We start from the raw sequence: 26,872 nt of genomic DNA, 5'->3' as shown, positions 1-26,872 counted from the left end.
AAAACTCAGGTATAGTTCAATGACCATTAATCAAGGAACGAGTTATGAAAGGTCACTGTCTGTGCGGTAACGTCACCATAGAATTAGAAGATATCAATACCTTTGAGGCATGCCATTGTACGATGTGTTGTCGTTGGGGCAGCGGACCATTAATGGCGATACATAGCCACTCAAAACCTGATATTAAAGGTGAGGAGTCAATGACTATTTACCCCTCTTCAGCATGGGCGGAGCGTGCGTTTTGCCATAAATGCGGCACCAATCTCTATTATCATCAGCTTAGCTCTGAGACTTATGTTCTGTCACTAGGACTGTTTCAAGAGAATCCAAACCTTACTTTTGAGAGCCAGATTTTCATTGATAGAAAACCTGATTATTATGAATTTGCCAATGACACAGTCAACTTAACTCAGCAACAGCTGTTTGATAAATTCGCAGAGAAAGGCATTAGACCAAAGGACTAAATATTTATAAGGCTTAAAATGCATATGACTATTCTTAACTTAACGTCAATTAAATCAAAGTTTAATACGATTGAATATGCTGGCGTGTGCACTGATTGTTATCAAAGGGTCTATTTTAGCGGTTAAATTTACAAAGGTTTTCATGATTAACAAACTCATTACACGACCCTTGTATAAAGCCTAAATGTTGGGGTTCCATCTATTATTTAAGCTGTTATTATCGATAATGAATTTATAATCATTCAGCAACACCTTAATAAATCAAAATTTAAAGAGCTGTTGATAATTAGAAACTTAAATTAATTAAAATAGAATAATGGAGCAGAATATGAGAGAACGTTACGCAAGTGGAATAGATGACGCAACTGCAAAAAAAATGATCGATTTGTTGAATGCGAATTTAGCAAACCTGATTGATTTGAGTATGGATAGCAAGCAATGTCATTGGAATCTTCAAGGTACTGGTTTCATTGGTGTACATCAGTTATTGGATGACACTTATGGACGCTTAACAGAAGCTTATGATACAGTCGCTGAGCGCATTGTTATCCTTGGCGGCAAAGCCAATGGTATCTCTAAACGTGTCGTTGAGGACTCTATCTTAGAGACTTACCCGACTGATATTACTGACGTTGACCAGCATGTTCGTGAGCTGACCAATCGCTATAAGACCATTGCTGCGTCTTTGCGTGAAGGGATTGATGCCGCTAGCGATGCTGGTGATGAAGATACCGCTGACTTATTGACTGAAGTAAGTCGTACTGTTGATAAAGATGCTTGGTTTATCGGTGCAAATGCCCCGAAAAAAGATACGTCTAAAAAATAAGCACGTTTCAACATAAGATTAACTTATTTGCTAAATAGAAAAAGGTCACCTCTATGGTGACCTTTTTTATGTTTGACGATTTTGACTAGGATCATTAAACATCAATACCGATGAATCGTATATTACTGGTATTAATTTTTCTTACTTGCTGTGCCTATGCAGACAGAGGCTGCAAAACATTTATACCAGCACTAGCATAGATCTTTTAGGAACTTTAACTATATTTCTAACATACACTTTAAAAAATACCTTTCACTATTTGCTTCATCTGCGGCAATAGCTCACTTAATTGGTTTTCAGTCTCTGAGGTATCTTGCGGTAAAGATTGCTTTAAAAAAGCGGCAGTAATTTGTGGCTGTTTTGCTAAGATATTTTGACCGACAGCAGTATCATAAAATTTGATTTGGGCATCCACTTCCGCTTGCGTATAGTAAATTTTTGCAGCAGTGATATAAGCTTGCGTTAAGGTTTGAATATCTGCCGTATTGCCTATCCCATTGGTCATAATTTTGGCATATTGCCCTAACACGCTTTGGATCTGATTTTGTAGCTCACGTTGACGTTTATTCAACGGTTCATCAGTCGCCTGTTGATTCTGAGTTTGCGTATTGATTGCATTGATAGCCGCTTGCTTGCCATCGACGATAGATTGGATTTGGTCGTCAATATGCATGACTTGCATCAGTTTAATAATAGAGATGTCAGTAGGTAATGGACGGTTGACACTCTGTGCATCATCAATCTTACGGACGCTATAGGGTGCTGATGTGACCGTTTTTGATTGTTGAATTCGATTGGCATCACTGTGTACGATTAATTCTGCATTGGCTTGTACAGCAGTAGCTGACATCAAAGTCACCACTACTAATGCCAGCAACGGTGACACTATCTGTGTATGACGATTAGGATGTTTTGTTAACGGTTTTAAAGGACTTTTCATATTATGTTCTCATTCTTATTATAGATTATAAATGTTCATTATCAGGTAAGCGTAAGATTTCAGCGTTAGGGACAGATAAAGTTAAGATAGCTTCTTGAAACAATGACTGACTACGAAACTGATTTTCTATACTTTCAAATTTTTGCGCAATCTCATGTTCATGTTGATTTCCAGCAATATCGACCGCCGCGACCATAAATATTTTTTTGGGACCTACCCACTCCAAATGCAAGTAAGAAACACTATCAATATCTGGATGCTTGATAAGCTCTGATAAAATATAATCGTGCATTTTTTCTGAGACTCTATAGCCAACCAAAAAATCACGATTACGACTGATTAAAAAGACTGCCACTACTGCCAGCAATATACCGACAATGATAGACCCAAGCGCATCCCAGAATGGTTCGCCAGTATAGGCGTGCATTGCCATAGCAGCTGCTGCCACAACCAAACCTACTACTGCCGCCAAATCTTCAAAGAACACACCGCGCAAGGTGGGATTAGAGGTGTCCATCACATAGCCGATGGCACTGACATTAATCGCTTCGCCATGTTTTTTACTTTGCAAATACGCTTGTGTTAAAGAAAATCCTTCAAGCACAAAGGCGACTGCCAAGATAATAAAACCGATGGTATAGTTGGTTTCAGTTTCAGCTGCATTCCACTCGGTAATGCCAGTATAAATAGACACTACTGAACCTGCCATAAAGACGCCAAACGCGGCAATCATTGACCATACATACGACTCTTTACCGTAGCCGAGTGGATGGCTCTTGTCAGCAGGTTTGACCGACTTTTTCTCTGCAACGATTAACAGTGTACCATTGCCCGCGTCTGCCCAAGAATGCGCTGATTCCGCTATCATGGAAGCGGAACCTGTCATAAACGCTGCTACTGTTTTAGCAATCGCAATAATAAGATTGGCACCAACTGCAATCAAAACCGTTATTAATGAGCTCGATTTTTTGTCATCATGGCTTGGCACAGATTTAGAGGGGTCAGAATTGGTATTATCTGAAGCATTAAAAGGGTTTTGAGCGCGTGAGCGACCAATGCCATGCGTATTAGCGCGCGGCGTTGGCGCATCTTTTGGATTGGATTCTAGCGGCTTTAAACTCATCTAGGTCTCAATAAATGGATGGTTTAAGGTATAAAACCAGACTAGTTATATATATACACTAGCTGATCTATTAGTTACTTTAGATTCCATTTACTGTAGTCAAAAAATCTGTTCTTATCAGTAATGTTTTGGTGAGAGTATGTTTATTGTCTGCATTAATGAGCAGATTATGCGCTTGCTACTTTATTAGTCAATTTACTGATGTCACAGCTGATACGTTGCGAGCCTTCCATACGCAGCTTTCTGCGCTCTAAGCCTGCGTCAAATCGGCATTGTTGCAAGGCATCTTTAATCTCAAGCTCAGGGATTAGCGTGGGCTTACGATTTTCATCAATCGCCACCATGGTAAAATAGCAGCTGTTGGTATGGCGAACGGTACGTGCACGTACATCTTCTGCCTCTACTCGAATGCCGACTTCCATTGAAGTCTTACCAACGTAATTGACACTAGCTGCAAACGTTACCAACTCTCCAACATGAATAGGCTCACGGAACATCACCTGATCAACTGACAGTGTCACTACATAACTACCGCTATAGCGACTGGCACAGGCATAAGCGACTTGGTCCAGCATCTTGAGCAAATCCCCACCATGGACGTTACCAATAAAATTGGCCATATCTGGCGTCATAAGCACTGACATATACAGCTCATGGTTTAATGGGACTGTTTTGGCGGTAGAGCTGGTGTTATATTGCGTCATAATGTTCCTTAACGGGTGTAGAATATATTTAAAGTGCTATTTATACAATAGCAATTCCGACAGCGCAAATATAGTCGATTTAACTTAACTACTAGATTAGCTTAACCAATGAAAACGATAGGCAAGCCAAGCCACGATAGCACTCACTGAACCTGTTAAAATACCACCCCAAGCAAAATCAACCAAAGCGGTGTCCAGAGTAAAACCTTTATATAACGCTAAGCTGGTAAAATCATAAGTACCGTAAGCCATCAGTCCTATCAAAGCGCCCAATAAGAAGATATGGTGAATCGGCGCATTTGATCTGATTTGTGGGTATAAAATAATAATACACAGCGCCAATAGGTAAAACAGATAAAACACCCCAGCAGCAGTCATATTTGGCTGTTCGGCAAGTAAGTGTCCGATACGCTTTTCATAAAACAGACCGGTCATGGTCTTCAGCCAAACCGCATCAATGCCCAAAAATATGACAAGAGAAGCAAGATAGATATAAATATAACCCATAGTAAGATCCTTTTATAATAGGGACTAAAATGCAGCCTATGAATGCCATGCATCAATGTTGTTTGGCTTAACGGCGGTGACTTGCACGACTCCAATCGTACGTTCCAAAAACCCCCCTTCGCAGTAGCAGAAATAAAACTCCCATAAGCGAATAAACGCTTCATCATAACCGAGTGCTTTTATTTCCTCACGTTGTGCCATAAACGCAGTACGCCAATCCCGTAGCGTGTACGCGTAATCAAAACCATAATCATGCAATTGCTTGATGACCATATCGGTCTGCTCAGTAAACTGCGTCGTCAATTCTTGATTAGATAATAAGCAACCACCAGGGAAAATGTGCGTCTGAATAAAATCGACCGACTTTATATAGTCTTGATAGTTTTGATCATTAAAGGTAATAGCTTGTAATACCATCAAACCTGTTGGCTTCAGCAGGCTATTACATTTGGCAAAAAACGTCGGTAAATACTCGTGTCCAACCGCTTCAATCATCTCAATACTGACCAACTTGTCATACTGTCCTGTCAGTTCGCGATAGTCTTGCTTCAGTAAGGTAATTTTATCCGACAGTCCAGCCGCTTCTACACGGCGCTGCGCCTCTTCATATTGCGCATCCGAGATAGTGGTCGTCGTTATATGACAACCATAATGCGTTGCTGCATAAATAGCAAAACCGCCCCACCCAGTCCCAATTTCTATCACAGTATCTTCGGGTTTCAGTTGTAAACGCTCACAAATCAAAGCGAGTTTATGCTGCTGCGCTTCCGCCAATGTCGTATCTACTTTTTTATAGACTGCTGATGAATACATCATCGTATCGTCTAAAAAACGCTGGTACATGTCATTACCTAAGTCGTAATGCGCTAAAATATTAGACTTTGAACCCAATTTATCATTACTGCGTAACTTATGATTGGCTCGCTCAAAGGTTTTACTAATAACCGCAAAACGATTTTCTAACTGATTAAGTACCGCCAAATTACGCGCTGCCAGTCGAATCAAACCCGTTAAATCATCCGTATCCCATTCGCCATTGATATAGCTGTCCGCTAGCGCAATAGAGCCGCCAAATAATAACTGACGATAGACGCTGCTATCATGAATGGTCAGCGTCACATCCAATGTATGACGACCGATAGCTGAGCTACTTATGTTGCTAGAAGCAGCTGTGCCAAAACAATGTGGCTTAGCATCCTGCCCAACAAAATCCTCAATGATAGTAATACTACCAAATTGAATGTGCTTCAAAGCTCGGAATATGGCTTTTCGCGCCAGATAATTCACGCTATTACTAACTGGCTGCAAAATAGCACTATCGTTAACCGTTTGATTGATGTGAGCAGTGATTTTTCCTAATTTTGATACGGGTGCCTTGCTTGCTAGTCTTGCTGACATCATTTATCCATCCTTGTATAATTATTCGATAGCAAAAGCTCTGCGTTAAATTCTTGAGTCTTTGAACCTTTAAAGTTTTGGCATAATAGTTACTGTCACTGCTCATGCTTATTATTGCCATTCTGCTGCTTGCTATCGGCTAATGTTTCATCGTAATTAATATAGGGTACTTTTTTAATGGCATAGAGTTTAAAAGCCTGCCCATAAATACGCATTAAAGACGTTATATTCATCAGTGGATTTTTGCGCAAGCTCTCATAAATCGTCGATGCCGTCATTGGTACGCCAGACATTTTAATACCTGTTTTTAATACTTCACCGCGCTTATCGCTGATATTTATAGCGATACGAACGTCCAAGCAGTGATTAGACAGCTTTTCTTTCTTACTTTTTACTTTACTGGTGACAGTATTTTTTATTGCCCTTTTAATCGTTACTTGCCACTGATACTGCTGGTCAATAGGATTAAAAGGTGAGACATGGAAATCTTTATCGTGACAAAACTCAGTGTTTGCGCCATCTAATAAAAACCCATAGTAATGGTGTTTATCCCATGGCGTATTAGATACTTCTGCCAATAGATGGCTGGGTTTTTGCTCTGTATCAAAGCCCAAATAGAAATTTACTGGGCTAAAATATATCCCTGCATTACGGCAAACGACCATTCCAATCATATCGCCTGTTGGTGCACTACCCGTCCGTTCTATAAATGCTTGAATTAAACGTTGTTCTAGTGATTGAACATCTGATAAATACCCTCCTTTATCGTCAGCATCTTTGCTTTTACCTAGGCTATTTTTATCTTGTATGCTCAATCCTTGTAAGTAATCCTCAGGATAAAACTGTTGTAAGGCTTTTTTTGTTCCAGAGAATAGTAATGGTTTATTCCATGGCAACTTTTTTAGGATTTTATTGCCGCTAAATGAACTGATATCCACTTCTGACAATGTTTTCCCTGCTGCTAATGCAGTAATGTTGACGCCCCAATAACGATAAGGATAGGCAAATTTATGCACACTCGGTAGCAACCGGCTGTGCCAAGTTATTCCGTGAAATATTTGGTGCGGCAAGCGCTTAGTATCATCTACCAAGGTAGGCTCTACACTTATACTGTTAGGCTGTTCTGCTTCTACCATACTTAATAACCTTAATTGGTCATGCTGTATTTAACTGCTACGAGTGCTTATCTTTACGAGCAGCAAAAAATCCCAGTTTTTTCTTTTTAAACGCTTTAGCCATGGGCGCCAACATTGCAATGTATTGCACCAACTCTTGATTGGTAGTGGCAGTGACTAGCTGACGTTTTTTAAGTTTGCGTAATTGTTTGTCTGCTTTTACTGGTAAATCTTTATAGCGGAACGGCGTATGTGCGCTTTCAGCATCAGGCAAATGGCTTAGGTCAACGCTATCCTTAATATCGATATTGCATCCCAATGCCTGACAGACACGTAGCGCGCTTCTTACGCCATCCTCATGGAAGCCATTGAACCAATAAGCACCGCAAAAATGGGTGTGCGAATCGCTACTACCAGAGATATTTGACCACTGTGCTTGCGCGGCAATCATTTCATTATTAAATACTGGATGGCTATAGTCGATACGCTTAATAACTTGACTCTCATCTACCTCATGATTGAGAGTTACTAAGTAATTATGCTGTTTGGTCAAGCGCTGCAAAATATTCATATGATAGGTCAATACGGGCTTTGTGGCAGTTTGCAGCGATTCTTTATCTTTTTTAATAGCATTTTTATCATCGATTAAATAGTTCCAGCTTGCCCACGCCAGTGGTTTTTTGGGTAAGACTGAGGTATCGGTATGTAGAATGGCTGTGTTATCGGTAAAGGTAAAATGATTCAGTACTTCTTGCTCGATAGGATTGGCATCTTGTAAGATTTTGAGCGCTGTATCTGCATGACAGGCAAAGATGACTTCATCAAACACAAGACCTTGCGTCTTATTATCTGTTGTATCCGTAACGTTCAATATCACCTTGTTATCTTCTCGAATCACTGATTGCACGGGACTGTTCACGCGAACGCTGCCACCTGCCTTCACAAAACGTTTGATCAGTTTATTTACATACTGCTTAGAACCGCCTTTTATCGTAAACCACTGCGGACGATTGACCACATCAAGCAAACCATGATTATCAAAGAATTGAGCGAAAAATACCAAGGGGAAATCTCGTACGTCGCGTAGACAGGTCGACCAAATCGCAGATACCATGGGCAATAGATAATTATCGGTGAATAAATCACCATACTTTTTAGTATCTAGATATTCGCCTAGCGTTTGCTTGGTAAAAACAGCAATATCCTGCCCCTGCTCACGCGCCTTATCATAATCTTGGCGCAGCTGACGCACCTGTTTATTAAACTGCAAAATATCATTAATAAATCCCCAAAACTTCGGATTCAGAAGATTCTTGCGCTGTGATAACAAGGTATTGAGCGTATGACCGTTATATTCAAAATGACGCGCCGCGTTTTTGACAGAAAAGCTCATATCCGTTGCTTGAAATGGTACTTGCAGCTCATGAAGCAGGCGAAAGAAGTTAGGATAAGTACGCTCATTAAAGACAATAAAGCCGGTATCTATGGCACTTTTTTCAACCTTATTAGGCTTGGCTTTTTTACCATCTTGTAACGTCACATCGATGGTATTTACGTGTCCACCGATATAATCACTGGCTTCAAATATGGTGACGTCAAATTGCGTTGCCAAGTAATGAGCACAAGTTAAACCTGATACCCCTGAGCCAATAATAGCGATACTTTTTCTGACTTGTGCATCCTTCTCATCCTCTGAATGACGGCTTGTAGCCTTAACAACGGCTTCTACTTGATTAGATAGCTGCTTAGATTTACGGCGCAAAAACGGCATAAAATATTCCTAGTTATTTTCTTTATAGGTGTTCAAAAATACTAAAACTGGCTATTTTTTATTGATTTTTGTACTGACCTGTTGCCAAACTATATCAGGTAATGTCCCTAATACTTTTAATGGCAACGTCAGTTTTTTGGGAAATTCAATAATGTCATTGCCACTTTTTATACCATCACGAATCGCTTGACTTGCCTGCTGTGTAGTCTGTAAAAACGGCATCGGAAAATCGTTTTGTTTGGTCATTGGCGTCTCTACAAAGCCGGGAACTACTAAGCTCACTGACACGCCTTGCGGTGCAAGGCTAATCTGTAAAGTTTTCATTAAATAGTGAATAGCTGCTTTTGAGCTACCATAAGCCTCTGCACGAGCAAAAGGCACGTAAGCCGACGCTGAGCCAATACCAACTAAGCGTCCTTTTGAAGCAATCAGCTTTGGCAGCACTCCTTCAATGGCATGCGATAACGTACCCATATTCACCGACAGCACTTTCATAAACGCCGCACTATCAAAGTTTGGCATATCTAGATACTCACATATGCCAGCGCCGCAAATCGCCAAATCAATCTCAGTAATTTTATCAAAAGCAGCAATCACCTTATCTCGATCCATTAGATCTAAATCGATAGTTTCTGCTCCTAATGATTTGAGCTCAGACAAGGCTTCCTCATCGCGACCGACGGCATAGACATAGTGTCCTTCTCGCAGATAGTCTTTTGCCAGCTGATAACCAATCCCAGAGGTCGCACCCGTAATCACAATATGTTGTTTCTTAGCAGTGTCTGTCATCGCAAATATCCTTTTCGTCGTTTACTATCTTATTCTTGGTTTGGCTTTGATAAATCTTTATCTTATAAGCCTTTAGCAGCTTTATAGCTATTAACAATGTAATTTCATTGGCATTATTTTATTAACCAATGCAGTCTTTTATTTATCAAATCTAAATAATTATAGTATAAGCAAGTTGCTTTATTTGTTGTTACTTCGCAAACAGAGTGATATCGAAGATATGACGCAAATTGGCTCGACAGCAACCTTTGCGCTAGCGTTAATATCTTTAATGTATAAAAACATGCAAAAAAAGCTTGACGTATTTTTTATCTTTGCTAGAATACGCCCCACTTAGCAAGAACTCGTTAGAGACTTTCTAAGCTCGCAGTAAGACATTAAACACTTACCGCCTATTCTCCAATAGCTCAGTTGGTAGAGCAACGGACTGTTAATCCGTGTGTCCCTGGTTCGAGCCCAGGTTGGAGAGCCATATTTTAGTAGTAAATTTTTTGAGTCATATTTGATTCGATTATGGCATTTGCCAAGACCCTCATCACTTTGATGGGGGTTTTTTTATGGTTGATATTTTTGTAGCTGTTGTTTAAATGACTAGACCATAACGCTCACTAAAAACCAAACAACATACTAATGTTGCCAAATTTCGCAATTAGATTGGTTGTAGCAATAACTTATCCCTATAATAAAGCCCTAAAAAATATATAATCTATCTCATCATACCCTTAACCATTCAAGGACTGGATTTTTATGAGTAATAATGAACAAATAACTTCCTCTGACAATACCCATTATCTGCATCATACTTTTTTTGAGCCGAGCCATAGTGATACTGTCATTAGTGCAACCTTGCTGATTGTACACGGCATGGCAGAGCACAGCGGGCGTTATGCAGACGTGGCGCAATTTTTAGCTGATCACGGTATTGCAGTCGCCACTTATGACCAGCTTGGTCATGGAAAAACGGTTAAATCAGCCAAAGACTTAGGTTTTTTTGGTGAAGAGCATCCTGTGCAGTCATTATTAAAAGATGTCATCGTCATGGCGGACAGCTTAAAAGCGCGTCATCCGAATGTGCCACATTTCGTCATGGGTCATTCGATGGGCTCGTTTATCGTCCGTAATGTCCTTAAACACCATGCGCGCAACTTTACCGGTGCTATTTTAATGGGCACAGCGGATGCCAATCCATTGATCAAAGTATTATTGCCTATCAATAAGTTACTAACAAAAGCGGCGCCTAAAAAGCCAAACGCCCTATTTGCTAACGTGATGAGTAAAGTACTTAATAGCAAGCTTAATAATCGTATTTCTTCATCAAAGTTTGCGTGGTTAAGCGAAAATCCTGCCGCCGTTGAAGCTTATGAAGCCGATCCATTGACGGGTTTTGATTTTACTAATAACGGCTTTATGACCCTCTTTACACTGATGAATGCAGGCTTGCATAAAAACTGGGCAATGACGATTGCCAAAGATTTTCCAATGTTATTAATCAGCGGAGAAAATGACCCAATCGGTGATATGGGTCGCGGTATTCGTAATATTGCCAATCACCTAGACAGACAACATTTTGATCATGTCTCTGTGCAGCTCTACCCTCATATGCGCCATGAGCCGCTACATGAACAGAATAAAGAACAGGTTTACCAAGACATCTTAGGCTGGATAAATAGCAATACTTAAGCCCATAAAATCCCAAAATTATAGTATCGTCTATCACGTTTGCTAAAAGTCGCCAAATTAGCGACAATACGGCAAGTTTTTTATTTACCTTCATCAATTCTAGGAATGTTTATGTCATTACAACAAACCATCGAACAAGCTTTTGAGAACCGCAACGAATATAGCCCAGCAACCATGCCACAAGATGTCCGTGATGCCATCAATCAAGTACTTGAGCAGCTAGATAACGGCACTTTGCGCGTTGCAGAAAAAAAGGATGGGGAATGGGTCGTCAATCAGTGGGCAAAAAAAGCTGTCTTGCTATCGTTCCGCTTAAATGACAACTACGTTCAAGCAGCGGGCGAGCATGTCCAGTTTTATGACAAGGTACCAACGAAATTTGCGGATTGGACAGAAGCGCAGTTTAAAGAAGCTGGCGTGCGTGTTGTACCACCAGCCGTTGCGCGTAAAGGCTCTTATATCGCGCCAGGCGCCGTATTGATGCCATCTTATGTTAATATCGGTGCTTATGTCGATCAAGGCGCTATGGTAGATACCTGGGCGACCGTTGGTTCATGTGCTCAAATCGGTAAAAACGTCCATCTATCAGGCGGCGTCGGTATCGGTGGTGTTCTAGAGCCATTACAAGCCAATCCGACTATCATTGAAGACAACTGCTTTATCGGTGCGCGCTCTGAAATCGTTGAAGGCGTTATCGTAGAAGAAGGCGCAGTTATCTCTATGGGCGTCTATATTGGTCAATCTACTCGTATTTATGATCGCGAAACTGGCGAGATTCATCGTGGTCGCGTACCAGCAGGCTCAGTTGTTGTGCCAGGTAGCTTGCCTTCTGAAGATGGTACGCATAGCTTGTATGCAGCTATCATCGTGAAAAAAGTCGATGCGCAAACCCGTGCTAAAACATCCGTAAATGAGTTATTACGTTTAGCTTAAATTTGTATTACTACTCATATAATTATTGATTAAAAAGTCTGAATAAAAAAAGATGCTGAAGCTTTATGCTCCAGCATCTTTTTTGTTGTTAGGTAGCAGCTTAATAGAGGACTTTACGTTATAATCTTTGTCTTGTCTGGGCAATGAATTTCCAAGCATTAGACAGATTCTTAAACCTTTTTTATTTGATATGTGCTCGATGGCACAATCAATCCTTAACTGTATTTGAAATATTATGAGTGAGTTATCTTTACGCACCGCTGCCATCCCTGTTACTGACCCTGAAGCAGGGTTACGTTTAACGGAGATTTTTTATTCTTTGCAAGGTGAGGCACTGACTTCAGGTTTACCAACGATATTTGTACGCTTGACCGGCTGCCCGCTACGTTGCGTTTACTGCGATACCGAATATGCCTTTAGTGGCGGCGAACGTCAGTCGCTTGAGACTATTATGGCGACTATTGCCAGCTTCCCTTGCAAGCGTATTTGCTTAACCGGTGGTGAGCCTTTAGCCCAGCCTAACGCTATTGAATTGATGAAGCGTCTGCTCAATGAGGGTTATGAGATTTCTCTTGAAACGGCAGGGGCACTGACGGTCGAAAATGTCCCGCCAGCGGTCAGCAAAGTGATGGATTTGAAAACCCCAAGCTCAGGTGAAGTTGATAAGAATCTTTGGTCAAACCTCGATTACCTCACTCAACATGACCAAATAAAATTTGTCATCATGAATCGCACCGATTATGACTGGGCAAAAGCGAAGCTTATCGACTATAAGCTAAATGACTTGGTCGGTACGGTATGGTTTTCACCGATGTTTAATGTGGCACATGAAGATACAGCAAACGACAATAGCCCAGAAGTGCCAGTACTCGCACGTGAGCTTGCCGAATGGATGTTAGGCGACGCCCTACCCGTACGTTTTCAATTGCAACTACATAAGATTATTTGGGCGGATGCCAAGGGCAAATAGTCTCTAAAATCTGAATGGATTCTCAAATAAATAGCAAGCCAAGGAAGAAAGGGACAGCTATGGTCAAACTCATTTTATTGGGCTTATTAGCGGGCGCGCTTTTTAGCTCCACCTTTGTTTTAAATGAGATGATGAGCAGTGACGGCGGGCACTGGTTTTGGTCAGCTAGCCTACGCTATTTATTCATGTGGCTAATCATTACTGTCCTGATTGCGATGCAGCATGGTTTTGGACGTATTAGAGAATTGAGCGCTATCTTCTTTCAGCATTGGCGATTTTGGTGTATCACCGGCAGTATCGGCTTTGGCGTATTTTATACGGGTATTTGCTATGCTGGCGACCACGTTGCCGGCTGGGTGGTTGCAGCAACCTTTATGTTTACGGTGGTGACAAGTTTATTGGTGTTGGTGGCATTTGGGCAAAGATTTGATAAAAAGTTTATCATTTATGCGCTACTCGTCTTTATCGGTGTAGTGATGGTCAATGTCAGTGAAGGCTTACATGCATCCACTCTCGCTGATACCATACCTATGGCTGATATGCTGCTATATGGCGCGCTACCTGCACTGATTGCAGCATTCAGTTATCCGATTGGCAATCAGCTGGTTTGGCAAGTGTCTCATAATTCGCGCAAGCACAGTGCTGAGCAGCAACAGGCTCGTGATAATCTTCAGCCAAATGACACTGATGATAACATTGACATTCATACCCAACGCATCATTACCGAAGCCCCTATCCTACCTATCGATAGACAAGCTGCGTCACGCTTACAAAATCTCATTGCGCGCATTCCTGCGATTGAAACAACCTTATTACAAAATGCCTTTAATAAAGTCTGGTTAATGACCCTCGGTAGTTTGCCATTTTGGTTATTATTAGGCTTAATCATACGTCCTGAGCAACCAGCGACCACACAGGTTTTTAGTACGTTACTGGTAGCAGTACTCGCAGGTGTGGCGGCGACGAGTATATTTTTATATGCCCGTGAGCAAGCGGTGACATCGAGCGAGGTGGCAGGCGTAGATTCTACCCAAGCTAGTGAAGTAATATTTGCTTTAATTGGTGGCATGTTATTACTGAATAATGCCCTTCCTTCTACACTGGGCTTGGTGGGTATTGCGCTTATCATTCTGGGACTGATATTATTTGCCAAAGATGGTTAAGGCTTAAATACAGCGATGATAAATAACTTTATTTTCCCCGATATCCTGCTGTATGTGTTGGATATGGTTGGGATCATCGCCTGTGCTATCGCTGGCACATTGCTCGCGCAGCACAAAGGTTTTGATATTGCAGGCTGCATATTAGTTGCACTGGTCAATGCTATCGGCGGTGGTACACTACGGGATATGGCACTTGATCGCCACCCCTTATTCTGGATGACAGATCTCAATTACGTCATTGTGATTACTGCTACCTCTCTTATCTTGCAAATGTTTTTTCATCTGTATCATAAAATTGATAACGCGCTCAAGTTCTTTGATGCTATTGGTCTAGCAGCCTTCAGTGTGATTGGCTTTAAAGTGGGATTGACGCAAGATATAGCGCCAATGATTGCTATTATGATGGGAGTTTGGACAGCCATTATTGGTGGTTTATTGCGTGATATCATTTGTAATGAGATTCCGCTCGTACTCCAGCGTGAGATTTATATCACTGCCAGTATTGCAGGCTCATTGGCGTATGTGGCGTTCGACTACTGGGGGCTAGACGCGACAATAAACGAATTTATAATGCTATTTATCATCTTTGCCATACGTATGCTAGCATTAAAATTCGATTGGCACTTGCCTTCGATTCGTTTGATCGATTAACAGATTAGCCAGTTTTTACGATGAGCGAAGAAACCAGTAGCACTGTAATCTCAGTGCTTTAATGAGAATAACTCATGCCCATTATTCCCTTAGATTCGGATTTGATTACTACTTTTAACCCGCGCTCACTGATTTATTTGTTCGATATGATTGGTATTGTCGCTTGTAGTATTTCAGGGACGATATTAGCTAAGCATAAAAATTTCGACGTGTTCGGCTGCTTGCTGGTATCGATTGTGACGGCTATCGGCGGAGGTACGGTGCGTGATGTGATTTTGGATCGTCACCCACTGTTTTGGATGGTAGTTATGAGCTATTTGACAGTTATTACCATCTCTTCACTGGTGATGCAGATATTCTTTCACCCCAATTCTAGACGCGTTGATACATTTCTTAAACTCTCTGACACTATTGGTCTGTCAGCCTTCACCTTAATCGGTATCAAGGTGGCTGATAGTATGGGCGCAAATATGCCGGTGGCACTATTACTCGGGGTTATTACGATTATTGTCGGCGGGATATGATCTGCAATGAAATTCCGCTGGTGCTACAGCAAGAGATCTATATCACCGCCGCTTTAACAGGTGGTATCCTTTACTTTGCGCTACACCATATTGGCGTGACCGCTTGGATTGCTGATATCTCAGCAATGGCAACGATTTTTACCTTACGCATGCTTGCTATTCGCTATGATTGGCAGTTTCCGACCATTGAATGGAAATATTAAAGCATAGAAATATTGACGCTTAGCGACTATTAGCGCAGTTACTATCTGTACCGTTAAGCCTCTAGTTCGCTTCGACCGTCTCTTTTACCAGCGCCAAATCTTTTATCATTAACTGCAAGCTTTGTTTGCCATTCCATTCATTGATGTCCAGCTCAAACAATATATGTACTTTTTCGGCACGGTAATCCCAAGCACTGCTATCAAAATTAAATTGAATCGCCTCAATCGGATATTGCACATCAGGATAACGTAGCGACAGTTTAAGATGCTTATCCTTTAATACTTTAAAACTTAACACCTCAAACACCCCGTCGAATACTGGCGGCGCAAACCCATGTCCCCAAATACTAGACTCTGCAAGATGCTCAGCAAACCATAAGCTAAAATCACTTGCTTGCAAAGCACCATCAGTGAATTTTTGCTCAGCGAACACCTCATCCTTCATCTGTGCCAATACCGCGTTAAATGCTGTCACAAAGGCATCAAAGTTGCCTCTTTTCAACGTCAGTCCTGCTGCCATGGCATGACCGCCAAAATGACTGATTAAATCAGGATGGCTCTCGGCAACTTGTTCAATGGCATCACGAATATGCACGCCAGCAATAGAACGTGCTGAGCCTTTGATGGCATCTTCAGCACCTGTACGTTCAGTATTCGCTGGCGCAAAGACAATGCTCGGCAGATAATGGCTTTCTTTCAAACGTCCTGCGACGATACCGATAACACCTTGATGCCAGTCATCTTGATATAACACAATACTGCGGGTATTAGTGATCTTCTTCTCAAGCCTATGCTGAACGATAATATCATCGCTTTCTTCAACATCCGCTTCAATACTTATATTAGTAGCAGCTAATGCTTGGACGATATTATCCGCTTGCGTACGCATCTCACCTTCTACTTGGCGACGCGTACGATTAAGCTGCTCAAGCTCTTGTGCCAATCGCTGCGCCGTTGCCCAATCATCTGCTAGCAAGCACTCAATACCGATGCGCATATTATCCATACGCCCAGCGGCATTAATACGTGGACCCAAGACAAAACCAAAATCTTGCGCCTGTAGTTTTTTGGGATCTCGACCCGCTTGCTCGAGTAACGCTAGTATGCCAAGAGAGCCACGTCCTTGACGAATAGCCGCTAAGCCATGATGGACCAAAATACGATTGTTTTTATCAAGTACGCCCACATCAGCAATCGTACCAAGCGCCACTAAATCCAAATATTGACTGACTTGTACGGTAGATTTTCCAGCATCGCGGCGCAGCTTTGCCAGTCGTCCGAGCACGTAAAACGCTACCCCAACACCTACCAAAGCTTTACTAGCAAAAGTGCAATCAAGCTGATTGGGATTGACTACCGCTTCAGCAGGCGGTGTCTCTTTGGTGGTCAGATGATGGTCTGTAATAATGACAGTAATGCCATCAGCCTGCGCGCGCGCTACGCCTTCATGGCTTGAGATACCATTATCTACCGTGACAATCATTTGCGGTTGATAAGTTTTAATACCTAATTCGACAATTTCTGGCGTCAACCCATAACCGTATTCAAAACGGTCAGGGACTAGAAAATCAACCTTGGCACCCATGGCAGTCAGGGCGCGCATCATAAGCGCCGTACTGGTTGCGCCATCACAGTCAAAGTCACCAACGATCAAAATACGCTGACCGTCATCAATAGCGATATCTAATAGATCTACCGCTTCAATGATACCTTTTAGCTTCTCAGCAGGCAGCAAACCAGCCAGCTGTGTCTCAAGCTCATCTGACTGCATAATACCGCGAGCGGCATATAGGCGAGCAAGCGTCAATGATTGAGCGGCAAGTGGTTGCAACGCGGCGGGCAACTCGTCAATGCGAGTGCTGGTATAACGGGGAGTTAAATTTAGCATGAAGCTATTCTACTGACTTTAGTAAGTGCTCACAATATTAATTTAGAGGTAATTTTTGGCATGTCGGTACAAGGTTAGAGATTGCTTATACATCCATCATCACGTAACTTATAGAATAATTTGAGCGCACCTAGACAATGTATTTATTTCTAAACTTCTATTTTTAGCGTATGGCTTCATTTACAAAAACGGTGCAGATTACCCCTATTTTTCAGCATTTTGCTACAAAGCAGCGATTGTATGGCGTTTATAAATACATAAAATGGTAGGCATCTTATAAACACTGCAGTTGCTTGTTATTTATTCTATGTTTTATTTTTTTCTTTTAATTGCTAATTTTACCTATTTTAAGGATATTTCATGAAAACGACCCCTTTAGCTGAAAAACTACCGAATACGATTGATCCAAACTTAAATCTTGAACAAGTCAAAAAAGAATGTATCGCCATGGTCAAAAAGCGCGCCAGAATCTCTGCTGGTGTGGCTATCGTTCCGGTACCATTTTTTGATGTGGCAATTGACGCTAGCATGCTGACAATGCTGTTACCTGAAATCAGTGAGCGCTTTGGTTTACTCGAAGATCGTCAAGCAGCGGTAGACTTAGAGTCACGCGCTATTCACTGGAGTGCGCTAAAAGATCGTACCGTTGACTTTGCAGGCTTAATGGCAACTCGTGGCATCGTTAAAAAGACAGTGCAAGGCTTTGGTGGTCGTATCGCTGCTAAGCAAGTGACCAAATTTATCCCACTTGGTGGTCAACTGGTCGCAGGTACTATGGGCTATATGATTTTTAAGAAGATTGCTACTGACCATATCAATGAATGCTACAACTTAGCTAAAGACATTCAGCAAAAGCAACACGGCAAAAATGTCTAAAGTGCTATTTTAAATAAAAAAGTTACCTATCGCTTAATAAAAAAAGCCCTGTACCTAACAGGGCTTTTTTGTGCCACCTATTTAATGAATCGTAGCGTTTTAAAACTAATGATTTATGTATGTGGACTTTGCTCAAACGAACCCCTTCGTCTGTAAAATAAAATCAGATTGTGATACAGAAATGTTGGCAAACGGAATCAGTACAATAGTATGGCATCATTGATATTAGAACAAAGATAATATATTATAAGATTCATTTTAAATGAATCTTATAATATCGGTTAACGATTTGACTTTTAAGTGTTGAGTCACTGCGTTTTATTGGCTCATTCGGCGGTTCGAAATTTTGATTATCGTTATTAATTTCGTTCATTAATCTTAAATCACTAAATATTATCAATGTGAATATTCACTAAAGGATCCACAATGGCTTCACTACAAACATTAGCAATCGTCAAAGCAACGGTACCGGTACTCGAAGAGCATGGGATCGCGATTACTACTGTATTTTATAAAAATATGTTTCATGAGCATCCTGAACTACTTGATATTTTTAATGAAACCAATCAAAAGCTTGGTCGTCAACAGACTGCACTGGCAATGACAGTTTTGGCAGCGGCTAAACATCTAGAAAACTTAGCGACGTTATTGCCTCAAGTAACGCAAATCAGCCATAAGCATCGCGCTTTACAAATCCTACCAGAGCACTACCCTATCGTTGGCAAGCATCTGCTTGCTGCCATCAAGGAAGTATTGGGTGATGCAGCAACTGACGATATCCTTACGGCTTGGGCAGAAGCTTATGATGAGATTGCCTCGATATTTATCCAAATCGAGCACGGTATGTATGAGCAGGCAATATGGCAAGGCTTTGCACCTTTTATAGTAACGGCAAAAGTAGAAGCAGCGACTGATATCGCCGCCTTTACCGTCGTCCCGGTAAATGACCATTCAGTAAACAATCAGACTATCGATTTAAGCAAGATTAAACTGTCTGCTGGTCAATACATTACCGTAAAAACAGACCCAGCAGACAGCGATCATATTGCTCTGCGTCACTACTCTTTATACTCAGCCAATAGCGATCAAGGTATCCAATTTGCAGTTAGACGTGACAATCGCAATGAGCATAAAGGTCTAGTGTCTAATTATTTACATGATCATCTAGCCGTCGGTGACACGGTTTTATTGTCGGCACCGGCTGGTGATTTTGAGCTAGACCAAGATTTGGTGCAGCAAGACGATATTCCCTTGGTGCTGATCAGTGCTGGCGTTGGCGTGACACCTATTTTATCCATGTTAGAAGCTCAAGTTACCGCCAATCCAAAACGTCCTATCGTTTGGGTTTATGCTTGCCAAAACCAAGAGCATCATGCTTTTGATAGTGAAGTTAATAAACTATTGGCTACTGCGACAAACGTAGAAAAGCACATTTTTTACTTTGAGTCTGGGCAGATTCTTAATGAAGCTTGGCTTAGCAATTTGCCTAAACTTGCTGATATTTATGTTTGTGGTTCCATGCCTTTTATGGAAAGCATTATTGATAGCCTGATCATCCTTGACCATGTCCTTGATAACATTCATTACGAACCCTTTGGTCCCAAAATGAGTATAGAGCTGGCTTAAGCTTATAAGCAATTGTTAATGACAAAATAGCATTACTGGGATGTTTTTTGAAGCTTCTGCATCGTTTTCTTCCAGCAAGTGATAAAAAAACTATCTCGGTAAAGTGATATGAAAATCTGCTCTATTTTTATCTATTTTTTAACGTACAACCTCAATCATATCTTACGACTCCGCTTATAAAATCCCTGTCAGCCATGTCATTCTTATGGTATAAAGTATGTCTGATGCTATATATAGCTCAACATTAATAAGATGAGTACAAGGTTATGATTACGGTTGAAGGGCTTGTAGCTGAGATACAGCAGCGCGTAGAGAATTATAATAATAACGACTATCCGCTTAATAAAAGAGCCGTCGCTAACTACGATTTATTAGACAGCTGTCATCACATACTGGCTGAAGATATCGTCTCGCCTTTTTCGATACCAAGACAGAACCTATCCGCGATGGATGGTTATGCGATTGCTAAAGGGACTAAGCTTGCAACAAATACCACCATCACCATCATCGGCGAATCGCAAGCTGGTAGCCCTTATAATGGTGATATCCAGTCAGGTCAAGGAGTACGCATTTTTACTGGTGCGGTCGTACCTGATGAATGTGATACCGTCATCATGCAAGAAAATACCAACTTTGCTGAGATAAGAGATAGCATTGATAAATCACAGCCATACCCTATCATCCTTAGTCAAACTGCCCAGTCTGATGACCATATTCGCAAACAAGGCGAAGAAATTGCAGCGGGAGAAGCCGTTTTACTCAAAGGTAAGCGGCTGAATCCTGCTGATATCAGCTTACTGGCTAACTTAGGCTTTGATAAAGTCAACGTCTATCAGCCATTAATTGTTGGTGTATTCGCGACAGGCGATGAGCTAGTGGCGATTGGCAATGAGCTTAAAAGTTTGGCGCAAATCTATAATTCTAATACCCCCACTCTTAAAAGCCTGCTCTCTGATTTACCAATAGCTATTCAAGATTATGGGATTATCCCTGATGATTTAGACAAAACGACGGCTGCTGTCACTCAAGCCATGCAAGAGTGTGACGTACTGATCTCTACCGCTGGTGTATCCGTTGGTGATTATGATTTTTTGACCACCGTCATTGAGCAATTGGGCAAAATTAATCACTACAAAGTCGCGATGAAACCTGGTAAGCCGTTTGTCTTTGGTGAGCTGACGCAAAACCTTGCCAAGCCTGTCTTATATTTTGGTTTGCCTGGTAATCCACTATCGACGGTCGTTGGTACGCTACAGTTTGTGACTCCTGCTTTGTGGCAAATAGCAGGCTTGTCTCATTCAGAGCGACCCATGCAATTAACAGTTATGGCAACACTTAAAAACGATGTTAAAAAATCAGCGGGTCGTAAGGACTTCCAAAGAGGCGTTTTAACCCAAGATGAAGCAGGCAGTTTTTATGTTGAAAGCTTTACCAAACAACAATCACACCGTATCAAACAGCTGAGCCATGCCAACTGCTTTATTGTATTGGCACAAGATTCTGGCAATGTAGCCGCTGGCGAAAGCGTACAAGTGCAACCTTTCCCTTGGATATAGTGAATGTCGCTTAAAAATGATACAGTGAATAAACCTCTATACTATAGACCGTGTGAAACTTAACATTTATTATCTAACTGCTACTCTGGTGTTAGTCACTAATTGAATGACGGTTGATTGTTATTTGTAGTTAATCCGCCATATTTATACCTGAATAGCCTATTTCACTCACAACCTGAGGCAACGCTTAAAAGTACACACTATATTTTATATTAATGGTAATCATCTATGAACCATCTTGCCCCCACCATAGGAAATGCTCAACTGTATTCGCCTACTGCTGCATCTAATTTTTTTGATGATCATTTACCATCGAAATTGGCGGTTTTGTCTACTGATTCTGCAGCTAACCTAGCTCAACCATTATTAGCTCAACTATTAACAGATGGCTTTGCACGACGTTTGACCTATTTACGTTTATCGATTACTGATTTCTGTAATTTTCGCTGTGAATATTGCTTGCCCCATGGCTATCAAGGCAAACCTCCACAAGATGAGCTTAGTGTCGCTGAAATTGCTACGTTAATCCGCGGATTTGCTCAAGTTGGCACCAAAAAAGTCAGGATTACGGGCGGTGAGCCTTCTATACGCCGTGATGTGGTAGACATTATTAAAACAATCAAAAACACTGAAGGCATTGAAACCGTTGCCATGACCAGTAATGGTTATAAGCTTGGTAAGCATTTGGCTAGTTGGCAGGCAGCCGGACTAAATCAGCTTAATATCAGTATGGACAGCTTTGATGCCGCTACTTTCCATAAGATGACTGGCTTTGATATGTTGCCGCAACTTTTGGCTGATATGGATACCTTGCTGGCAACCACCGATATTAAGCTTAAAATAAATAGCATTCTGATGGCAGAAACTGCCTTTGAAAACTTAATGAATGCCATTGATTATGTCAAAGATAGAGCAGTCACTTATCGCTTTATTGAATTTATGCAGACCAGTGACAACAGCGATTTATTTTTTGCTCAGCATGCCCAAACCGACATCATTACCAATTATCTGATAGAAGACGGCTGGCAAACCCATGAACGCGGCAGTAACGACGGTCCAGCAATTGAATACAGTCATCCTGATTATAAAGGGCGTATCGGCCTGATTGCCCCATATGCAGCCCATTTTTGTGACAGCTGTAATCGCCTGCGGGTTAGCAGTCAAGGCAAGGTGCATCTTTGCCTATTTGATCAAGGCAATTACGACATTCGTGAGCATTTGCAGCAAGATGATGTTGCAGGACTGGTCAGTACTTTACATAGTTTTATGCCCATTAAACCTGAGCACCATCATCTTCATGACTCGAACAGTGGCATTATGAATAACTTGTCGATGATTGGGGGTTAATTTATTTATCAGCAATATTTTTCATAATAAGCATATTTATCAAGGAATATCCATGAGCAAGCTGCAAGCACCTTTTACCCCGCTTAATATCGCCATCTTAACGGTTTCTGACAGTCGTACGATGGCAGAAGATAGCTCAGGGCAGTATCTGGTCGATCAATTGACCGCAGCAGGGCATCAGCTTGCTGATCGTCAACTGATTACCGACGATATCTATAAGATTAGAGCCGTTGTCAGCGGCTGGATTGCGGACCCAAATGTTCATGCAGTGATTACCACTGGCGGTACGGGGTTTTATATTAGAGACAGCATTCCAGAGGCAGTCAGCGTCTTGTTTGATAAGTCAGTAGATGGTTTTGGCGAGATGTTTCGCTTAATATCAAAAGATGATATTGGCATGTCTACCATCCAATCTCGCGCTGTAGCTGGTATGGCAAATGGTACAGGCATTTTTTGCCTACCCGGCTCATCAGGCGCTTGCCGTACTGCTTGGGAAGGCATCTTACAAGAGCAGCTGGATAGCCGTACGCGCCCATGCAATTTTGTCCCGCACTTTATGCGTACCAACCCCGGTCACGATTAATCATGACAGATGCTGTAAATACCTTAAAAAGTGTAAATAGCTCAAGCGATATAGATCACTTGAATCGCTTAGCAGGTATCGTCATCTTAGCAGGCGGTGCATCCAAACGTATGGGTTCGCCTAAAGCTGAGTTGATGCTACCAACCAATGAGCAATTGCTTGATTATCATGTCAGGCAAACGCTTAAACTAAGCGCAGCCACTGCTTATAATGTGCCTATTATGATTGCAGATAACGGTCGTGGTTTTGGTATCAATCCAGATTTGATTTTGAATAACCCGCAAGTGCCCATCATTCATATCACTGATTACCTTTCGGTTGACGATTTTGCTAGTAATGACAATGAACAGATCGAAACCGGCGGCGCATTGGTCGCCATAGAGGCGGCATTACAATATTTGACCAGCTCAATGACATTAGTCAATGCGGCAAATTCGTACGCATCTTGGCTGATGGTTATTAGCTGTGATAGCTTGATTGCTGCAACCGATTTATGGAAAAAACTGCAACCTTATATAACGCAAGCTGTAGATAAATCGGTCATTTGTCTCACCGATGAGCATCATTTATATCCATTGTTAGGTATTTATCGCTTAAGTATTGAGCCGGATTTAAAGCATTATATTGACCATGGGCAGCGCCAAGTAATGAAATTTATTCAGCCAATTGTGCAGCCTGTAACGTTTTCAGAGGACTGGAAATCTCTTACCAATTTTAATACGTCTAAAGATTTTGAGCGTGCCTGTATTGCCTTACGTAACATATAATAAGATTTACTGAGAAAAACTAGCCATTTAAGAGAAATGATAAATGAATATCAGCAGTCAAAAAACCATTCAAACTGCCTTGTCGCATTTAGATAGCGACGGTGATATCACCATGGTCGATGTGAGTGGCAAAATAGCGACGACAAGAGAAGCACGTGCGCAGGGACAAGTGATCTTCCCTGCGATAATTTATGAGCAAATCAAAGCTGCTGATGGTATGACCAAAAAAGGCAGTATCACGCAGACCGCTCATATCGCAGGTATCATGGCTGCAAAGCGCACCCATGACCTGATTCCACTTTGCCATCCTCTACCCTTAGATAAAATCAGCTTAAGCTTTGCATACGATGATGCAAACCATAGCATTACTGTCACTGCTACTGTCAGAGTTACGCATAAAACCGGCGTAGAAATGGAAGCACTGACAGCCGTCAGCGTCGCTTGCCTAACTATCTATGATATGACCAAAGCCATCTCTCACGACATCATCATCAATAACGTCCATCTGATGAATAAGACGGGCGGCAAATCTGACTATCAACATGCGTAAATACGCCATAGCGATATGATAGATATAAAGCTTGGCAATTAATAAATAATGGAGACTTCTATGAGCGATTTAATAGAAAGCAGTGACGATATAAATACGACGATGAATATCACCGTTTTATACTTTGCCAGCTTAGCCGATGAAGCCAATTGTCATGAAGAAAAAGTAAACGTGCCACAGTCTACGTCATTAACCGAGTTATACGAGCAACTGCGCCAAAAGCATCGTTTTAGCCGTCCACAGTCAGAGCTGCGTGTGGCAGTAAACGATTACTTTGCCAAGTGGACAGATGAGATTAATCATGGCGATAGCGTGGTTTTCATTACTCCAGTAGCAGGCGGTTAATAGTATTTAGACGCTTATGTGTATCGCTAAAAATTTTAAGAATAATAAATAGAGACAATATATGGCATACCAAGTACATGGGCAGTCGATGAGCATTAAGCGTAGCATCGATGAGGCTTATCTCATCGCTGAACGTGATGGCTTTGCGCTACTAGATTCAGACATTGATGAAAATCGACTAAAGAAAACCCTTGATGATGACAGTTGCGGCGCTTTCGTATGCTTTGAAGGTCGTGTACGTAATCACAATAATGCCAGTAGCGTCAACCGCTTAACCTACTATGGCTACGAGGAACTTGCACTCAATCAAGGGCGTGCCATTATCGAAGAAGCCAAAAAGCGCTTTGAAATTACTCACGCTATTGCCATTCATCGCATCGGGGCTTTAGAGATTGGTGATGTGGCGGTTTGGGTTGGCGTGGTTTCTGCCCATCGTTATCCTGCTTTTGATGCCTGCCGCTGGATATTAGATACGATAAAAGCGGACATTCCTGTTTGGAAGCAAGAATATTATCAAGACGACTCTTCTAAATGGCTTAGCAATAATGGGTAAGAATATAACAGTGTCAGCACTGAGCTTAGCCTTGATGCTAACGGCTTGTACTAAAGAAAAAGGTACTGACTTGCCAGCTGAGATCAACAATACCACTGAGCCAAGTCAAATACTCCGTATCGCTGCAGCTGCCAATTTATCGGACGTATTGCCTGAAGTTATCGAGGGCTACAAAACTGATAAGGGTTTACCTGACCAAGAAATAGAAGTCACTTTTGCCTCATCAGGTAAGCTTTATTCTCAAATTATCTCAGGTGCACCATATGATATCTTTTTAGCAGCCAACCAAGACTTCCCCGCGCAGCTGCTAAATGAGGTTTTTAAAGGTGCTGCAAATCATACGCCTTTTACTTATACCCAAGGGCAACTGTCCATTTATAGTGCCACCAAAGCTGTCGGTGTATTCGATCAAAACACATTGACTGAGCTACTTAATAGCAATGATAAGAGCAAAATCACCATTGCCAATCCTGAGCTTGCGCCTTATGGTGCATCTGCAAAATCCTATCTACAAACGCAAAATCTATATGAGGCGCTAATAGGACAAAAACGTCTTATCCAAGCGGAAAATATCGGTCAAGCGTTCCAATATGCCCATACTGGTAGTGTCGACTATGGCTTTGTTGCGCACTCACAAGTCATAGCAATGAAAGCAACACCTGAGCATTTCTACCTCTTACCATCAACATCTTATCCTGCTATCTTACAAGACGGCATACTGATTACTAATGAAGCAAATGCAGCAGATTTCACAGATTATCTACGTTCTCCTACAGGACAAGCTTATTTCTCTAGAGCTGGTTATTTAGCAGTTCGGTAATTTATCTATAGCCGCTATGAATAAAAAGCCATCCTAGCCGTTTTATACTTTCTTTTATCAGTGAGCACGCTTATCATATGGCTTTAAATATCGCTATAAATGTGTTTTCTTATCATGATGTTTGAAAAAAAGGATGTGATAAGTGGTACTTTATAATTGATGCTCTATATAACATGCTATAAGCGAGCTATTAGATAAAA

Annotated in this window: 26 protein-coding genes, 1 tRNA gene and 1 pseudogene; 19 read left to right on the top strand and 9 right to left on the bottom strand. The window is 41.5% G+C overall.

Annotated elements, in window-relative coordinates:
• Nucleotides 1–44: 44 nt before the first annotated feature.
• Nucleotides 45–464, top strand: coding sequence for a GFA family protein (locus tag FQ082_RS08515; RefSeq protein WP_149492778.1), 420 nt, complete (start codon nucleotides 45–47; stop codon nucleotides 462–464).
• Between the two features lie 328 nt (nucleotides 465–792).
• Nucleotides 793–1,290 (top strand): DNA starvation/stationary phase protection protein Dps, encoded by a 498-nt coding sequence (dps, locus tag FQ082_RS08510; protein WP_149492777.1) that lies wholly within the window; start codon nucleotides 793–795, stop codon nucleotides 1,288–1,290.
• A 238-nt stretch (nucleotides 1,291–1,528) separates the two neighbouring features.
• Here the strand turns inward: dps and FQ082_RS08505 are convergent, their stop codons facing one another.
• The 8 genes from FQ082_RS08505 to FQ082_RS08470 form a co-directional block, all read right to left on the bottom strand.
• Nucleotides 1,529–2,230, bottom strand: a complete 702-nt coding sequence (locus tag FQ082_RS08505) for a DUF2059 domain-containing protein (protein WP_149492776.1) — start codon at nucleotides 2,228–2,230, stop codon at nucleotides 1,529–1,531.
• Nucleotides 2,231–2,255: 25 nt separating this feature from the next.
• Nucleotides 2,256–3,353, bottom strand: coding sequence for a cation diffusion facilitator family transporter (locus FQ082_RS08500; RefSeq protein ID WP_149492775.1), 1,098 nt, complete (start codon nucleotides 3,351–3,353; stop codon nucleotides 2,256–2,258).
• Between the two features lie 167 nt (nucleotides 3,354–3,520).
• Nucleotides 3,521–4,057, bottom strand: a complete 537-nt coding sequence (locus tag FQ082_RS08495) for an acyl-CoA thioesterase (RefSeq protein WP_011513082.1) — start codon at nucleotides 4,055–4,057, stop codon at nucleotides 3,521–3,523.
• Nucleotides 4,058–4,153: 96 nt separating this feature from the next.
• Nucleotides 4,154–4,564 (bottom strand): DUF2177 family protein, encoded by a 411-nt coding sequence (locus FQ082_RS08490; protein ID WP_011513081.1) that lies wholly within the window; start codon nucleotides 4,562–4,564, stop codon nucleotides 4,154–4,156.
• Nucleotides 4,565–4,600: 36 nt separating this feature from the next.
• Nucleotides 4,601–5,965: an SAM-dependent methyltransferase gene (locus FQ082_RS08485; RefSeq protein WP_149492774.1), complete on the bottom strand. Its 1,365-nt coding sequence runs from the start codon at nucleotides 5,963–5,965 to the stop codon at nucleotides 4,601–4,603.
• Nucleotides 5,966–6,057: 92 nt separating this feature from the next.
• Nucleotides 6,058–7,098, bottom strand: coding sequence for a DUF1365 domain-containing protein (locus FQ082_RS08480; protein ID WP_149492773.1), 1,041 nt, complete (start codon nucleotides 7,096–7,098; stop codon nucleotides 6,058–6,060).
• 37 nt (nucleotides 7,099–7,135) lie between these two features.
• Nucleotides 7,136–8,848 carry an NAD(P)/FAD-dependent oxidoreductase gene (locus tag FQ082_RS08475; RefSeq protein WP_149492772.1) on the bottom strand — a complete coding sequence of 571 codons (1,713 nt, stop codon included), beginning with the start codon at nucleotides 8,846–8,848 and terminating at the stop codon, nucleotides 7,136–7,138.
• A gap of 51 nt (nucleotides 8,849–8,899) precedes the next feature.
• Nucleotides 8,900–9,637, bottom strand: coding sequence for an SDR family NAD(P)-dependent oxidoreductase (locus tag FQ082_RS08470; protein WP_149492771.1), 738 nt, complete (start codon nucleotides 9,635–9,637; stop codon nucleotides 8,900–8,902).
• A gap of 396 nt (nucleotides 9,638–10,033) precedes the next feature.
• On the opposite strand from FQ082_RS08470, the gene FQ082_RS08465 reads away from it, so the two are divergent.
• The 7 genes and pseudogenes from FQ082_RS08465 (at nucleotide 10,034) to FQ082_RS08435 (ending at nucleotide 15,761) form a co-directional block, all read left to right on the top strand.
• A tRNA-Asn gene (locus tag FQ082_RS08465) sits at nucleotides 10,034–10,109 on the top strand.
• 275 nt (nucleotides 10,110–10,384) lie between these two features.
• Nucleotides 10,385–11,317 (top strand): alpha/beta fold hydrolase, encoded by a 933-nt coding sequence (locus FQ082_RS08460; protein ID WP_149492770.1) that lies wholly within the window; start codon nucleotides 10,385–10,387, stop codon nucleotides 11,315–11,317.
• Nucleotides 11,318–11,428: 111 nt separating this feature from the next.
• A complete protein-coding gene (gene dapD, locus FQ082_RS08455) occupies nucleotides 11,429–12,250 on the top strand; it encodes a 2,3,4,5-tetrahydropyridine-2,6-dicarboxylate N-succinyltransferase (RefSeq protein WP_020443027.1) in 822 nt (273 codons plus the stop codon).
• Nucleotides 12,251–12,485: 235 nt separating this feature from the next.
• Nucleotides 12,486–13,220: a 7-carboxy-7-deazaguanine synthase QueE gene (queE, locus tag FQ082_RS08450; RefSeq protein WP_149492769.1), complete on the top strand. Its 735-nt coding sequence runs from the start codon at nucleotides 12,486–12,488 to the stop codon at nucleotides 13,218–13,220.
• A gap of 59 nt (nucleotides 13,221–13,279) precedes the next feature.
• A complete protein-coding gene (locus FQ082_RS08445) occupies nucleotides 13,280–14,383 on the top strand; it encodes a multidrug resistance efflux transporter family protein (protein ID WP_149492768.1) in 1,104 nt (367 codons plus the stop codon).
• Between the two features lie 15 nt (nucleotides 14,384–14,398).
• A complete protein-coding gene (locus tag FQ082_RS08440; protein ID WP_149492767.1) occupies nucleotides 14,399–15,034 on the top strand; it encodes a trimeric intracellular cation channel family protein in 636 nt (211 codons plus the stop codon).
• Between the two features lie 74 nt (nucleotides 15,035–15,108).
• Nucleotides 15,109–15,761, top strand: a pseudogene (locus tag FQ082_RS08435) (trimeric intracellular cation channel family protein).
• A 61-nt stretch (nucleotides 15,762–15,822) separates the two neighbouring features.
• Here FQ082_RS08435 and recJ read toward each other — a convergent pair.
• Nucleotides 15,823–17,649, bottom strand: a complete 1,827-nt coding sequence (recJ, locus tag FQ082_RS08430) for a single-stranded-DNA-specific exonuclease RecJ (protein ID WP_149492766.1) — start codon at nucleotides 17,647–17,649, stop codon at nucleotides 15,823–15,825.
• A gap of 360 nt (nucleotides 17,650–18,009) precedes the next feature.
• On the opposite strand from recJ, the gene FQ082_RS08425 reads away from it, so the two are divergent.
• The 10 genes from FQ082_RS08425 (at nucleotide 18,010) to modA (ending at nucleotide 26,672) form a co-directional block, all read left to right on the top strand.
• On the top strand, nucleotides 18,010–18,525 hold the full coding sequence (locus tag FQ082_RS08425; RefSeq protein WP_149410024.1) for a hypothetical protein: 516 nt from the start codon (nucleotides 18,010–18,012) through the stop codon (nucleotides 18,523–18,525).
• A gap of 426 nt (nucleotides 18,526–18,951) precedes the next feature.
• Nucleotides 18,952–20,151, top strand: coding sequence for a globin domain-containing protein (locus FQ082_RS08420; RefSeq protein WP_149492765.1), 1,200 nt, complete (start codon nucleotides 18,952–18,954; stop codon nucleotides 20,149–20,151).
• 266 nt (nucleotides 20,152–20,417) lie between these two features.
• Nucleotides 20,418–21,707 carry a gephyrin-like molybdotransferase Glp gene (glp, locus tag FQ082_RS08415; protein ID WP_149492764.1) on the top strand — a complete coding sequence of 430 codons (1,290 nt, stop codon included), beginning with the start codon at nucleotides 20,418–20,420 and terminating at the stop codon, nucleotides 21,705–21,707.
• A gap of 228 nt (nucleotides 21,708–21,935) precedes the next feature.
• The gene (moaA, locus tag FQ082_RS08410; RefSeq protein WP_133105199.1) at nucleotides 21,936–23,054 is read left to right on the top strand and encodes a GTP 3',8-cyclase MoaA; all 1,119 of its coding nucleotides are present in this window, start codon (nucleotides 21,936–21,938) and stop codon (nucleotides 23,052–23,054) included.
• Between the two features lie 52 nt (nucleotides 23,055–23,106).
• Nucleotides 23,107–23,637 carry a molybdenum cofactor biosynthesis protein B gene (gene moaB / locus FQ082_RS08405; protein ID WP_011513061.1) on the top strand — a complete coding sequence of 177 codons (531 nt, stop codon included), beginning with the start codon at nucleotides 23,107–23,109 and terminating at the stop codon, nucleotides 23,635–23,637.
• A 2-nt stretch (nucleotides 23,638–23,639) separates the two neighbouring features.
• Nucleotides 23,640–24,404, top strand: a complete 765-nt coding sequence (locus FQ082_RS08400) for a molybdenum cofactor guanylyltransferase (protein WP_149492763.1) — start codon at nucleotides 23,640–23,642, stop codon at nucleotides 24,402–24,404.
• Nucleotides 24,405–24,447: 43 nt separating this feature from the next.
• Complete coding sequence (gene moaC / locus FQ082_RS08395) at nucleotides 24,448–24,954, top strand: cyclic pyranopterin monophosphate synthase MoaC (RefSeq protein ID WP_149492762.1); 507 nt, start codon at nucleotides 24,448–24,450, stop codon at nucleotides 24,952–24,954.
• A gap of 60 nt (nucleotides 24,955–25,014) precedes the next feature.
• Nucleotides 25,015–25,299 carry a MoaD/ThiS family protein gene (locus FQ082_RS08390; RefSeq protein ID WP_149492761.1) on the top strand — a complete coding sequence of 95 codons (285 nt, stop codon included), beginning with the start codon at nucleotides 25,015–25,017 and terminating at the stop codon, nucleotides 25,297–25,299.
• 61 nt (nucleotides 25,300–25,360) lie between these two features.
• Nucleotides 25,361–25,852, top strand: a complete 492-nt coding sequence (locus tag FQ082_RS08385) for a molybdenum cofactor biosynthesis protein MoaE (protein WP_149492760.1) — start codon at nucleotides 25,361–25,363, stop codon at nucleotides 25,850–25,852.
• Entirely contained in the window at nucleotides 25,845–26,672 is an 828-nt protein-coding gene (gene modA / locus FQ082_RS08380; protein ID WP_149492759.1) for a molybdate ABC transporter substrate-binding protein, read from the top strand. Before FQ082_RS08385 ends, modA begins: the two co-directional genes overlap by 8 nt.
• The last annotated feature ends 200 nt before the right edge of the window (nucleotides 26,673–26,872 follow it).

It is taken from the genome of Psychrobacter sp. ANT_H56B (genome assembly GCF_008369245.1).
GTDB lineage: Bacteria > Pseudomonadota > Gammaproteobacteria > Pseudomonadales > Moraxellaceae > Psychrobacter > Psychrobacter cryohalolentis.
This window is presented reverse-complemented; position numbering and strand designations above follow the sequence as displayed.